The following is a 14063-nucleotide window of genomic DNA, read 5'->3' on the forward strand; positions in this document are numbered from 1 at the left end:
GAGGATTTTGTTATGTCACAGATTGAACTGATTAATATCAAAAAGAACTACATGGGCACAGAAGTGGTGAAGGGCATAGATGTCACCATTAATGAAGGCGAGTTTGCCGTAATTGTTGGCCCTTCAGGCTGCGGCAAATCCACTTTGCTTCGGATGATTGCAGGTTTGGAAGATATCAGCAGCGGTGAGCTGAAAATTGGCGGCAAGCTGATGAACAACGTCTCGCCGGATCAGCGTGAAATTGCCATGGTGTTTCAGTCTTATGCGTTGTACCCGCATATGACGGTGGCAGAAAACATTGGTTTTGCGCTGGCGCTGAAAAAAACGGACAAAGCCGAAATCAATCGCAGAGTGTTAGAAGCCGCCAAAATGCTGGAGCTGGAACATTTACTGGAGCGCAAACCTGCGGCTTTATCTGGTGGGCAGCGTCAGCGTGTGGCTATAGGCCGCGCCATAGTAAAACGGCCGAAAGTGATTTTATTTGATGAGCCGCTGTCGAACCTGGACGCTAAATTGCGGGTGCAGATGCGTACCGAGCTGATGCGATTACACCGCGAGTTTGGCTCCACTATTGTTTATGTCACCCACGATCAGGTCGAAGCCATGACCATGGCGCAGAAAATCATAGTACTGAACAACGGCCATGTCGCGCAGATGGGCAAGCCGATGGACTTATACCGTGACCCGGAAAATACCTTTGTTGCGCAGTTTATTGGTGTGCCAAAAATGAATCTGCTGCGCGGCAATTTACAGGCCGATGTGTTTACCTTGCAGTCTGGTCAGAAGTTACAGCTCGATTGTGGTTACAGAGATGGTTCGGATTTACAGCTTGGGGTTCGGCCAGAACATCTGAAGCTGGAGCTGCTGCAACCGGGTAGCGGTAGTGAAAACAATAGCGAACACAGCTGGACTGTCGATGTGGTTGAGCGGCTTGGCGTAGAAAGTTTTATTCACTTGTGTAATGCAGCTCGTGATGTGCTGGTGCTGCGCCTTGAAGGTGACTGTGATTTGCAGGTCGACAGCAAAGTGGCAGTGCGCTTTGATTGCAGCCACTGTTATCTGTTTAACGAGGCCGGTGTGCGCTTGTTACCGAATACTGCAGCTTTAGATCTGGTTGGCTGATCTTTTTCTCTGGATGGCCCTTTGGCCAGAATGCTTAGCTTTCTGGCCTTTTTTCTGATTTTTATTTATTGCTATGGCTTAACTGCAACTAAATTTCCGACCAAAGCCTATTCAAAAGCTCAGGTAATAACTTCATATCATGAAATTCTGTCACTAAAGCGGATGGGCTGGTTTCACCGTGAATGTTGTAAAACAAGGTGTGCATACCAGCGGCCAGGCCTGCTAATACGCCGGGCAGACTATCTTCTATCACCACGCAATGCTCTGGTTTTGTGCCAAGGCTGGCTGCGGCGTGCAGATAGAGTTGCGGGTCTGGTTTAAAGCGCTGGATATCGTAGGCACTGAAGACTTTTGATCCTGAAACAGGGTCGTGAAAAAATTCAGCAAGGTCACATAGCTCCAGCGCCTGTTGTACTTTAAAGCGGGGGCCATTGCTAACCACCGCCATAGGCCAGCCTTGCTGCTGACAAAACTGCAGGGCTGGTTTTATACCTGCTACAGCTTTAAGTTCGGCCTGAAATAGCTGCTGCACTAAAGCGCGGTAACGAGGTTCTGTATCATCCTTTAAACGAACCCCGTGCAGTTTTGCCAGTGTGTCGAAGATATCCGCCAGTTGGCCACCTCTATAATCCCGGATCAGTTCTGGTACTGAAAGTATCACGCCATAATCGGAAAAAATCTGCGCTAAGGCCTGATTACACAAGCCTTCGCTATCGACTAAGGTGCCGTCGCTGTCAAACAGCAGGCAGGGATCCATAGCCTTCATTGGGTCCGGTTTTTATTCGGTTGATCAGACATCTTTAGCACCAGCTCCCCACCGTTAATAATTTCGCTATGGTATAAAAAGCTGCGTTGCAAAGTTTTACCATTTAAGCGGATTTCGCTGATATAAGGCCGGTTTTTGCCGTTATTCAGGGTTTTAATTTTAAACTCTTTGCCCGGATAAAAAGCTGGGTCGAGCTGAATACGGACCTCATCAAACAGCGGGCTGCCCAGTTGATAAACAGGATCGGCTTCGACACCTCCGGACAGCTGAAACAGGCCTATTTTCATCAGCACCGACAAACTACCCATCAGGCCCTGATCTTCATCGCCGTTGTAGCCACGGTCTGGTGATAAATGGCTGTACACAGTATCAACAATTTGTCTGGACCAATACTGCGTCAGCCATGGCGCTCCGGCCGCGCTGAAAATAAAAGCGGTTTGCATACTGGGCTGATTGCCGTAGTTAATAGGGCTGCGGCGGTATTCTTCATGGGTTTCCTGAGCATGGGCTGTGCCTGAGGTAAAGCCTTGTTTTTGCGCCGTTTTAAAGTCTTGGTCTAATCGGGTTATCAGCTTGTCTTTGCCACCCATCAGCTCTGCCAGGCCCTTGATATCATGAGGTACAAACCAGGTTGCCTGAGCCGGGTTGGCTTCAACAAAACCATTTTCGTACTCGTGCGGGTCAAAAGGCGTTTGCCAGCTGCCGTCGATAGTACGGGGTCGCATATAACCTGTTTGGCTATCGAACTGGTTGCGGTAGTTTTGCGCTCTTTTGCTGTAAAGTTTTGCGTCTTCTACCTTGCCTAAAGCCGTCGCCAGCTGCGCCAGCGCATGATCCTGAAAGGCATATTCTAAGGTTTGGCCAGAGCCGCGTCTGTGACTGCCGTAGTTACTTTCAGTTTCTGGCAGAGGGTAGGGAATGTAACCCTGCTGCAGATAATACTGCATGCCACCGCCTGTGCTGCTGTAATGCTCGTAACCAGCGCGCGCCATCACACCTTCGATGCTATGGTTATGTTTCATCGCTTGGTAAGCGGCCTGAATATCAAAATACTGTTGATTTTTATACAAGCCTTTTTGATAGTTCGAGACTAAAAATGGCGTCGTAGGTGCGCCTGTCATCACCAGTGTATCCTGACCACCGGATGGGCCACGCGGAATAAAACCACCGTCTTTGGCGTACTGCAGCAGGCTGTTGCCCATATCGGCAGCAATTTGTGGGTAAGCCAGCGGCCACAAGGTAGCTATAGTCCACTGCGCACCCCAGAAAGAATCCGAGTTGTGATGGTTAAATTTAGGTTTTCCAGCTGCATCCAATGGTAACTGCCGGATTACAGCTTCAGTGCCAGATAAGTCGGTGTACTGACCGTTCACGTCGGAGACAGCGCGGCGGCCTTGCAGTGAATGCCATAAGTCAGTGTAAAAACGGCGTTGCTGCTGCTCAGTGCCGCCGCTAATAGCGATGCGACTTAAAGCGTTATTCCATTCTTGCCTGGCTTCTTGCTGCACTTTGGCAAAATCCCAGTGCGGCAGTTCGGTGTCGGCATTGAGTCTGGCGTTGTCGACTGATACATAAGAAATACCCACTTTCAGCAGCGTAGGCTGGCTGCTGCCTGTCAGAGTCACAACCACGCCGGCATCATCGCCATCAACACCGCTGACATTATGAAACAGCATATTGCCACGCCAGGCATCCAGTTGTTTCACCTTCTGATTAAAGCGGGCATAAAAATACACTTTGACCGGCTTAGTGCGCCGCTCTGTGCCCTGATTGGTGATATAGCCAACAACAGCATCATCGCCTTGCAAGTTGGCGTGCGCATGGCCAAGGCGTGATGGGCCCATTACGCCGCCTAACTGAAACAGCACCTGCTGGGGCTGGTTAGCCGCGTAGGTATACTGATGAAAACCTACTCTGGAGGTAGCGGTTAATGCCACTTCTATCTGGTAACGGTCCAGCTTCAGTTGATGAAAACCTGGCTGAACCCTTTCGCCGTTGTGCGAAAAATCTGAATAATAATCGGTTTTTAACTGCTCCAGCTTTTGCGTCGAAGAGAGTGGCATCACAGATAAACCGGCCAGCTGCCATTCGTGGATATGGTTAAAGCCTTTGATTTGTTTAGAATGATAACGGTAGCCGCTGCCCCATTCACCTTCAATGTCGGTATCCGGAAATAAGCTGACCATACCAAAAGGCCGGGCGGCTGAGCTGAAGAAAAACCAGCGGCTGTTGGCGCTGTCCAGGTAGGGGTAGACCAAATCAACAGGCTCTCTGCTTGCAGCTGCAGTGACTGGCACCAGACCACAGCACAGCATCAGTGTAAGTAGGGCAGAGCGAAGCTTGGTAGTTCTAAGCTTTGCGCTAAAACAAGGCTTAGGTTGAATAGCCAGAGGCTGGGTTGAAAAGAGGGCTGTCATCAGGTGCCTTACTAAAAGTCGCTGCAAGATGCCCTATGTATAACAAATTGGACGGGCCAATTGCAATACTGGCTTGTCCGGATTTGTGTTTGGTAGGAGTATCTAGTCCGCAATCAGCAAAATATAAGCTTCAGTGACTTGGGCTATATGCTCCTGCATCGCGGCTCTGGCGCCTGCTGCGTCGCGGCGGCTTAAGCATTGATAAATTCTTTCGTGTGCCTGAATATTCGGGCCCGCCACCTGACGGCGGATTTTCTCAGCAAACAATCTGCTGATTTCCGACGACTCCCGTAAAGTCCAGAGCCATTCCACCATAGATTGCAAAGCGCTGTTACGGGTGGCGCTGGCGATCAACTGATGAAATTTGCCGTCAAAAGCTTCTGCTTCAGCGGTTTTTTGTGCGGCGACCAAAGCGATCATCTGGTTTAAATAGGCTTTGAGTTTTAACAACTCTTCATTACTGATGCGCTCTGCAGCTAATGCTGCTGCATCACCTTCCACCAACAAGCGGGCTTCCATTATTTCCAATGGACCTGGCGCGTCGTCGGCCAAAATAGAGCTTTTCAATGCAGCAGATTTCAGTACATAAACCCCTGAACCAGGTTTGATTTCAACCAGCCCTGATACTTCCAGCGCGATCAGTGCTTCACGCACCGTCTGACGGCTCACATCATACAACTGAGCTAAATCACGTTCGGCTGGCAGCCGATCGCCTGTATTTAATTCACCTTTGGCGATGTTTTGCGCCAACTTGTCGGCGATTGATAAATAAAGGCGTGGGCTATGCCCCTGGCTGCGTTCTGTACTGAGCTTCAGTGCTGAGTCTGTTATTTGTGTCATCTTGGCTTCAAATTTATTTTGGTCTGTCCAAATATTTAATATTGCAAATTGGACGGACCAAATGTTAGTGTTAATCAATAGGCCTGACCAATTTAGTCTGTCGACCAGCACAATTCAAGCCTGGCGGTCAAAATGACTACCAGGTTAGCAGTTAAGTTGGTTTAAATTTAGGGAAATATATGAAAATTATTGATGCAAAAGTTATTGTCACCTGCCCGGGCAGGAACTTTGTCACTATTAAAATCACCACAGATCAAGGCCTGTATGGCATAGGTGATGCGACCCTCAATGGTCGTGAGCTGGCCGTCGCCAGTTATTTACAGGATCACCTGATCCCTTGTCTGATTGGCCGTGATGCCAGCCGTATCGAAGATATCTGGCAGTTTTTTTATCGTGGTGCGTACTGGCGTCGTGGCCCTGTCGGGATGACTGCTATTGCCGCTATCGACGTGGCCTTGTGGGACATTAAAGCCAAAGCCGCCAATATGCCGTTGTATCAGCTGTTGGGTGGTCGCAGCCGCGATGGTGTGATGGTGTATGGTCATGCCAATGGCCGTGATATCGCCGAAACCGTCGCTGAAGTAGGCCGTTATATTGATATGGGCTACAAAGCGATCCGTGCTCAAACCGGCGTGCCAGGCCTTGCCAGTACTTATGGTGTGTCTGGCGATAAAATGTATTACGAACCAGCAGACGGCAATCTGCCGACCGAAAACCTGTGGTCGACCAGCAAGTATTTAAACTCTGTGCCTAAACTGTTTGAAACGCTGCGCGATACCTACGGTTTTGAGCATCACTTATTACACGACACCCATCATCGTTTAACGCCTATTGAAGCGGCGCAACTGGGTAAGTCGTTAGAACCCTACAAATTATTCTGGCTGGAAGATGCTGTGCCTGCTGAGCTGCAGGAAGGCTTCCGCTTGTTCCGTCATCACACCACCACTCCAATAGCTGTGGGTGAGGTGTTTGCGTCTATTCATGATTGCCAGCAACTGATCAGCGAACAGCTGATTGACTATATCCGAACCACCATAGTGCACGGTGGCGGTATCACGCATTTACGCCGTATTGCCCATCTGGCCGAGCTGTACCATGTCCGTACCGGTTTCCATGGTGCCACCGATTTAAGTCCTGTCACTATGGGCGCTGCGCTGCACTTTGATACCTGGGTGCCGAACTTTGGTATTCAGGAATATATGCGTCATACACCGGAAACGGATGCCGTGTTCCCGCATGACTACCACTTTGATCAGGGCTATCTGAAAATTGGTGAAACACCGGGCCATGGTGTCGATATCGATGAAGCTTTAGCTGCCAAATACCCGTACCAACGTGCTTATCTGCCGGTCAACCGGTTAGAAGACGGCACCATGTTTAACTGGTAAGCCGTATGAGCTGCATGGACTGTTCAACTTTATTGCTGCCACAGCGGGGCAACCTATGATTGCCGTGCTGGGCGAGGTGATGATTGAACTGGCTCCGGCCGGAGCCGGTCTATACCGCTCTGGTGTTGCTGGTGATACCTACAACACCGCAGTGATGCTCAGCCTGATGGGCGCTGACGTCTGTTATGCCACAGCTTTGGGTGATGACAGCTTCAGCACTGAAATTCGTCAGGCCATGCAACAGCATGGCCTGAATAACGCTGCGGTACTGACCTTAAAAGCGCAGCAGCCCGGGTTGTATTGCATCAGCAACAGTGCCAATGGCGAACGTAGTTTTAGCTATTGGCGCCAGCAGTCTGCGGCGCGGCAAGCTTTTCAGTCCGAAGTATTGTTTGAACAGTTGCTGCAGGCCATCAGCCAATGCACTGATGTTTATTGGAGCGGTATTACGCTGGCGCTGATGAGCGATGTGGTGTTGTCGCGTTGGTTAACATTTTTACAGCAGCTGCAAAGTCGCGGTGGCCGGGTTTGTTTTGATACAAATTTTCGTGCGGCTTTATGGCTGGGCCGCGACGACAAGCTGCTGTGTTATCAAGCGGCTTTACTGCACTGCGATTATTTTCTGCCAAGTCTGGACGATTGTCTGTCTATCTGGGGTTGTGACAGTCTGACCCAAGCTCTTGAGCAATTGCAAAGTTTGCTCCCTGTATCTTCCCCTGTGATTTGCCTGACCGCAGACCAACTGGTGTTTTGGCTTGAAGCAGGCACCTTGAGTCAGTTCAGTCTGCAATTCAGTGAACAGATGCTGGATGCAACAGGGGCTGGCGATGCCTTTAGCGGCGCTTTGATTGCTGCTTTGCAACAAGGTTTGGAAGCTGCCGTGGCCATAGAGATTGCTCACTCTGCAGCGAGTCTGGTGGTGCAGCATCAGGGCGCTATTTTACCCGATGTGGTTTGGCCTGCGTTGAGACAACAGCTACAGCAACTGGGGTTGCCGCCACAAACAGCAAAAAGTGGGAATTCTGTATGAACAAAGTGATTTGTTTTGGTGAAGCACTGATCGATTTTATCAGTGGTCAAAGCCTGCTCTTGGATGGCTTAACTTTACCTCAATTCGGCCAATATCCCGGCGGTGCTCCAGCCAATGCTGCAGTGGCAGTGGCCAAATTAGGCGGCAACGCCAGTTTTGTCGGGCAGGTCGGGCGCGACTTATTTGGTGATTTTCTGAAAGCTGCCTTGCAGCATTATGGCGTCGACACCAGTGCGCTGGCGCAGCATGCCACAGCCAAAACGGCTTTGGCTTTTGTTGCCCATGATGATAAAGGCGAGCGCAGTTTTTCTTTTTACCGTGATGCTTCGGCTGATTTGTTGTTCAGTAAAACACAAATTACTCCGCAGCTGTTTGAACAAGCTAAAGTACTGCATTTTTGCAGCAACACGCTGGTAGAACCTGCTATAGCGGAAGTGACAGCTGAGCTGTTGCGCCAGGCCAAAAGCCATGGACTCTGGCTGAGCTTTGATGTCAATTTACGTCATAACCTCTGGGCTGACGGTAGCGCCAATGCTGACGTAGTGCGCCGTTTTGTCGCACAAGCCGATATTCTGAAATTCTCTTTGGACGAAATGCTGTATTTACTCAATGACACTAGCATGGATATTCCTGCTTATGTGCAGCAACTACTGGGCCATAAAGCACAACTGGTGGTGATTACGCACGACGATAAACCACTGCAGTACTTCAGCCGCTATGGCAGTGGCATCTTGGTCGTACCGCAAGTTCAGGTGGTGGATACCACTTGCGGGGGTGACGCTTTTAGTGGTGGTTTGTTGTATCAGCTTTGTCAGTTGGATGATTTAGATAGCTTTTGTCAGTCGAATGCTGATGTTGTAACAACACTGAATTTCGCAGCCCGCTGTGGCGCTTTTGCTGTAACCAGACCAGGAGCCTTTCCGGCTTTGCCCGTGCTGGCTGATGTCACAACTGCTGCAGATCACTAAGGAACCTATGATGCACGACCCAACTATTCCCGCTTTAACAACAACGTACAGCACAGAGTTTTTGCTGTCGCATTGCCGCGATATTTTGTCTTTTTACGATCCACGAGTGATAGACCCCAAAGGCGGCTTTTTCCATAACTATCTGGATAATGGTGCGCTGTTTAATCCGGGTTTTCGCCAATTGGTCAGCAGTACCCGGCTGATTGTCAACTATGCGCGTGCCAGTCAAGTCCTGAAAGAACCCCGTTACATGGAGTATGCCTTACATGGTCTGAACTACCTGGAAACCGTGCACTGGCAGGCTGAAACTCGAACATATGCATGGACTTTACAAGACCATCAGCCGCTGGATATGACCCAGCAGGCTTATGGCTATGCCTTTGTGTTATTGGCCTATGCCGCAGTGCATAAAGCCGGAGTGGCAGACAGAGCGGCCAAATTGGCGGAAACCTTCGAGCTATTGCAACAACGCTTCTGGCAGGAAGAATTTGGCTTGTATGCCGACGAAATCAGCGCTGCGGGGGTGTTGAGTTCGTACCGCGGCCAGAACGCCAATATGCATTTGTGCGAAGCCATGATTGCCGCTTATGACGCCACAGGTGAAGCGCATTATCTGGCAAGAGCCAAGCAAATTGCTCACAACATCACAGTACGTCAAGCCAGTCTGACCGACGGTTTGGTATGGGAGCATTACGATGTGCAGTTCCAGCCCGACTGGGATTACAACAAAGCTGACCCTAAAAACTTGTACCGCCCTTGGGGCTTCCAGCCTGGCCATCAGACCGAGTGGAGCAAATTACTGCTGCAAATTCACCGTTTTTCGCCTGATGCAGCTTTGGTTGAAAAGGCCTGTAGCCTGTTTGACCGCGCTTTTGCTGCGGCATGGGACTCAGAGCACGGCGGCTTGATTTACGGCTACGACCCACAAGGCAACTGGTGTGATGACGACAAATATTTCTGGGTGCAGGCCGAAAGTTTTGCCGCTGCCGCTTTGCTCTATCAACAAAAAGCAGAGCCTAAGTATCTGCAGGCCTATGAGCAATTGTGGACATACAGCTGGCAACATTTTGTTGACCATCAATACGGCGCCTGGTTTCGCCTGCTGACAAGGGACAACCGCAAATACTCCAATGAAAAAAGCAGTGCCGGAGCTAAGTGTGATTACCACACCTTGTGTGCCTGTTTTGATGCACTGGCGGCTATGGCATAACAGAGGTTTTTTATGCAAATTCATTCATCGGCTGCTGTGGCAGGCGAAACTTCAGGCCAGTTTAATGGGCGTTTTGCCTTTTGGGCTATGACGTCATTGTTTTTTATCTGGGGTTTTATTACTGCGCTGAACGACATTTTGTTGCCTTATCTGAAAGGTGCTTTTTCCTTAAGTTACCTGCAGGCGGCTTTGGTGCAGTTCTGCTTTTTTGGTGCTTATTTTATTGTGTCGCCCTTTGCTGGCCGCTTGCTGGAAAAAGTGGGTTACAGAAATGGCATTCTGACCGGTTTATTAATTATTGCGGGTGGCTGTTGCCTGTTTTATCCAGCCGCTGAACTAGGGTTGTACAGCTTTTTTTTAGTGGCGTTATTTGTTCTGGCGTCCGGTATCACTGTGTTGCAGGTGTCGGCTAACCCTTATGTGGCCGTACTGGGTGACGAGCAACATGCAGCCAGTCGGTTAAGCCTGGCCCAGGCTGTCAACTCGGTAGGACATACGGCCGGGCCTTTATTTGGCGCTGTGCTTATTCTGGCGGCAACAGGGGAGGCGGGTTCTGCCAAGTCGGTGCAACTGCCTTATCTGTTGTTGGCCTGCGCTTTGGTGGTCACAGCGCTGGTGTTTTACCGGCTTCGATTGCCGGATATCCAGCTATCTGCTGCAGAACAACAGACGGGAGGCTTTAGCATAGGGCGTTTTCCACAGCTGAAATTTGGCGTGCTGGCGATCTTTTTGTATGTCGGCGCTGAAGTGGCTATTGGCAGTTATCTGGTGAATCTGTTTTTACAGCTGGGGATCGGCGGCATGACCGAAGTTACGGCTGGCGCTATGGTGTCTTATTACTGGGGCGCTGCTATGGTCGGACGTTTTGTTGGCGCTGGCCTGATGCGCTTTATCAAACCCACCCGCTTACTGGCCCTGAATTCAGTGTTAGCTATCGCCATGATCCTGCTAGCGGTGAACAGCAGTGGTAGCTTCGCCATGTGGACTATTCTGGCAGTTGGCTTTTTTAATTCCATCATGTTTCCAACCATTTTTACCCTGGCTATCCGTGGTCTTGGCCAGCATACAGGCCGGGCTTCAGGCTATTTGTGTCAGGGCATAGTAGGTGGGGCCATAGTGCCACTAGTGCAGGGTGTTGCTGCTGATTTGACCTCTGTGCAGTGGAGCTTTCTGGTGCCGGCTTGTTGTTATCTTTACATCGCCTGGTATGCGCTGGTTGGTTCAAAAACTCGCTGATTCTGTAAATTTGGTTGTACAGCCAGATCTATATCGATACAGGCTGACGAAAAGCACTGTTGATACCGGTGTCAATTATCGGCTGTTGGCATAAGTTATCGTCATCGGAACAGCGGGGAAGTTTCATTTAATCTTAGCTTATGGTTGCTGAAGTTTATTGTTAAATCATTGATTGTAAATATTTTTATTGCTCTGGTGAAGTTGGGGTTTTCTACTCTGGTGGCAAAGTGTTTATCGAGCCATTTCACGTAAAACAGGTGTTTATTAGAAAAACAGAATAAAAATCGATCAACGTATTGACACCGGTGTCATTAATTGACTAAGTTAGGTTGCTAGAAAAAAATAAACAGGGGTAGACATGAAAAATTATAAAAAAACAGCACTGTCGCTGGCTGTACTCAGCACACTGACAGCAGGCTTCCAAAGCACTGCAATAGCGCAGGAAAAGGAAGCTGATACAGAAGTGATCGAAGTAAAAGGCTTTCGTAGTTCAGTCATTAAAGCCAAAGATTTAAAACGTGAGGCGATGATTGCTCAGGATTCCATAGTTGCCGAAGATATTGCCGATTTTCCGGATTTAAATCTGGCAGATTCGCTGCAACGGGTGCCAGGTGTTGCAATCACCCGTGAAGGGGGGGAAGGCCGTCAAATCTCATTACGTGGCTTAGGCCCGGATTTTACTCGGGTGCAGGTGAATGGGATGGAGGCGTTGGGGACGTCATCATCACCTATGGACAGCCGCGGCGCAGTAGGTCGTTCGCGTGCTTTTGACTTTAATATTTTTGCGTCTGAATTGTTTAACCAAATCGACGTGAAAAAATCTTATTCAGCCGATCAGGAAGAGGGTGGCATAGGCGGTACAGTCAATTTACGTACAGCCAAGCCTTTTGATTACGATGGTTTTCAAGGGGCTGTGGCAGGTAGTTTAGGTACCAACACTAATGCAGAGGAAAGCAATCCACGTATCGCAGGCATGATTTCTAATACCTGGGGTGATTTTGGTGCTTTGGCTTCTGTCGCTTTTAGCCAAAAAAACTCCAGTGAATATGGCTCTAACACTTACCGGTGGCGTCAGGTGCGAGCGACCAATGGTATTAGTGATTCAGTAGACCCTGATACAGCTGCAAAAGCTGCGGCTGGCGAGTTATGGTTTGCCCGTGGTAACCGCTATTCAGTCTGGAACAATGATCAAGAGCGTTTGGGCTTAACCACAGCCCTGCAATACCGTCCAAGCAATGATCTGAAGTTTGCACTGGATCTGATGCATGGTCGCTTAGAGAATACATTGGACGAACACCACCTGTCGACAGGTGGTTCAAGCAGCACTGCCTTAGGACGTATTGAAGCGCTGGATTACGTTGATAACAATGGTGATTTGGAAGTAATGAAGGCAACCTTCAGTAACTCTACAATCCGAACTGAGAATCGCTCTGACTACAATGAATCTGTGTTTAATCAGCTTACCTTTACTACCGACTGGCAAATCAGCGACAAGTTGGGTATGAAATTTCAGTTAGGTACCAGCTCTTCCGACTATGACCAGCCTAAAGTTGATAAAGTGAATCTGACCAGACGGGGTGGCATAACTACAGACTACACAGTGGACCGTTTTTACGGACAGCATAGTTATGATTTTGACCCAGCCGCTATAGCGGGCTGGACAGTGAAAGATATTTACTTCAGAGAAGATTACATAGCAACCGACTTTGACAACGGCAAAGTGGATTTTGATTACTCATTAGATGATGCTGGAATTATCAGCTTCGGCGCAAACTATAAAAAGTTTGGCAATAGTGGCAATAGGCGTGAGGATGCCGGCTATGTCGAAAACAAAGCAACACCTTTGAATAATGGCGTAAAAACTATTTCTGAAGCAGTGACTAATGTGTATTCAGGCCATCCTTATATTTCTTGGGTTCAGGCTGATGTGGATGAATTGCAGAAGTTTTACGGTATCCATGATTTGGCATTGGGCGAAGACAGAATTATTCAGACCAATTCTTACACTGTGGAAGAACAAACCAGTAGCTTTTATAGCCAGTACAGTTGGGATTCGATGGTCGGTGGTAAAACGCTGCGTGGTAGCATTGGCGCTCGTTATTACAAAACTACACTGACCTCTAAAGGTGTGTCACAAGGTCAAAATGTTACCATAGAGCGTGATTATTCTGGTGTATTACCCACTTTGAACCTGGTGTATGAGCTGGATGACGAGTTGCTATTACGTTTTGGTGCCAGTCAAAACCTGACTCGTCCGTCACTGGATGCCATATCTGTTTCTGCGAATGTAGCTCAGATGACAGGTTCACCGGGTGAAGTGGGTAAAATCACTATTGGTAATCCAGATTTGGAACCTTTTGAATCCACCAACTTTGATGTCGCGCTGGAGCAGTACTTTGAGGGAGTAGGTTCCTTGTCTGCTGCGGTATTCTGGAAAGACATTGAAAACTTTATAGTTACTGAAGTAGAAACTAAAAAGTTCAGCGAAATGGGTCTGCCGGAAAGCTTGCTGCCAAACGGTGCCACTGTAGATTCACTGTTTGATATCACGTCGCCACAGAACTCTGATTCATCAACGATCAAAGGAGCAGAACTGGCATTCCAGCGTGATTTCGACTTTTTACCAGCGCCGTTTAATCAAATGGGTATGATTGCCAACTATACTTGGGTAGATGGAACCACTTTGTATCGCAACGTACAGGGTACAGGCCAAGACCAAGTGAAAAGCTTCCCTGGTTTGTCGAAACAAAGCTATAACCTGACGTTCTACTACGAGACTGATACCTGGGGTGGACGCGTCGCCGGTGCGCATCGTAGCGATTACATCAACTCGGTTGAAGGTGGCTTGCGTGATCATGATGAAAGTGGTTTCCATGCAACAACCTACATAGATTTCTCTGCGTTTTACAAAGTAAGTGAAGCTTTAAAGCTGAGCATTGAAGCTATTAACCTGACTAATCAGCGCGAGGAGCAATACAGCGATTCGAATGACCGTCTGTACAACACCACCACTAGTGGTCGCACTTACATGATAGGTATGGCTTATAAGTTTTGATGTGCTTGGGTCAGAGCTTTTTGCTCTGACC

At 48.8% G+C, this 14063-nt stretch carries 10 protein-coding genes; 7 read left to right on the top strand and 3 right to left on the bottom strand.

Annotated elements, in window-relative coordinates:
* The first annotated feature begins 12 nt into the window (after window positions 1–12).
* Window positions 13–1122: an ABC transporter ATP-binding protein gene (locus EMM73_RS05960; protein WP_127685543.1), complete on the top strand. Its 1110-nt coding sequence runs from the start codon at window positions 13–15 to the stop codon at window positions 1120–1122.
* Between the two features lie 88 nt (window positions 1123–1210).
* Here EMM73_RS05960 and EMM73_RS05965 read toward each other — a convergent pair whose 3' ends face one another.
* The 3 genes from EMM73_RS05965 to EMM73_RS05975 form a co-directional block, all read right to left on the bottom strand.
* Window positions 1211–1888, bottom strand: coding sequence for an HAD-IA family hydrolase (locus EMM73_RS05965; protein ID WP_127685544.1), 678 nt, complete (start codon window positions 1886–1888; stop codon window positions 1211–1213).
* Window positions 1885–4305: a GH92 family glycosyl hydrolase gene (locus EMM73_RS05970; RefSeq protein WP_222422607.1), complete on the bottom strand. Its 2421-nt coding sequence runs from the start codon at window positions 4303–4305 to the stop codon at window positions 1885–1887. Before EMM73_RS05970 ends, EMM73_RS05965 begins: the two co-directional genes overlap by 4 nt.
* Before the next feature lie 102 nt (window positions 4306–4407).
* A complete protein-coding gene (locus tag EMM73_RS05975; RefSeq protein ID WP_127685545.1) occupies window positions 4408–5145 on the bottom strand; it encodes a FadR/GntR family transcriptional regulator in 738 nt (245 codons plus the stop codon).
* 179 nt (window positions 5146–5324) lie between these two features.
* On the opposite strand from EMM73_RS05975, the gene manD reads away from it, so the two are divergent.
* The 6 genes from manD to EMM73_RS06005 all read left to right on the top strand — a co-directional run bounded on the left by manD (window position 5325) and on the right by EMM73_RS06005 (window position 14032).
* Entirely contained in the window at window positions 5325–6533 is a 1209-nt protein-coding gene (gene manD / locus EMM73_RS05980; RefSeq protein WP_127685546.1) for a D-mannonate dehydratase ManD, read from the top strand.
* A 55-nt stretch (window positions 6534–6588) separates the two neighbouring features.
* Entirely contained in the window at window positions 6589–7563 is a 975-nt protein-coding gene (locus tag EMM73_RS05985) for a sugar kinase (protein ID WP_127685547.1), read from the top strand.
* On the top strand, window positions 7560–8531 hold the full coding sequence (locus EMM73_RS05990) for a carbohydrate kinase family protein (RefSeq protein WP_127685548.1): 972 nt from the start codon (window positions 7560–7562) through the stop codon (window positions 8529–8531). The genes EMM73_RS05985 and EMM73_RS05990 overlap by 4 nt, the downstream gene beginning before the upstream one ends.
* 10 nt (window positions 8532–8541) lie before the next feature.
* Window positions 8542–9741, top strand: coding sequence for an AGE family epimerase/isomerase (locus EMM73_RS05995; protein WP_127685549.1), 1200 nt, complete (start codon window positions 8542–8544; stop codon window positions 9739–9741).
* Window positions 9742–9753: 12 nt separating this feature from the next.
* Window positions 9754–10977 (top strand): sugar MFS transporter, encoded by a 1224-nt coding sequence (locus EMM73_RS06000; protein ID WP_222422608.1) that lies wholly within the window; start codon window positions 9754–9756, stop codon window positions 10975–10977.
* A gap of 358 nt (window positions 10978–11335) precedes the next feature.
* Entirely contained in the window at window positions 11336–14032 is a 2697-nt protein-coding gene (locus EMM73_RS06005; RefSeq protein ID WP_127685550.1) for a TonB-dependent receptor, read from the top strand.
* The last annotated feature ends 31 nt before the right edge of the window (window positions 14033–14063 follow it).

The organism is Rheinheimera sediminis (genome assembly GCF_004005375.1).
GTDB lineage: Bacteria > Pseudomonadota > Gammaproteobacteria > Enterobacterales > Alteromonadaceae > Pararheinheimera.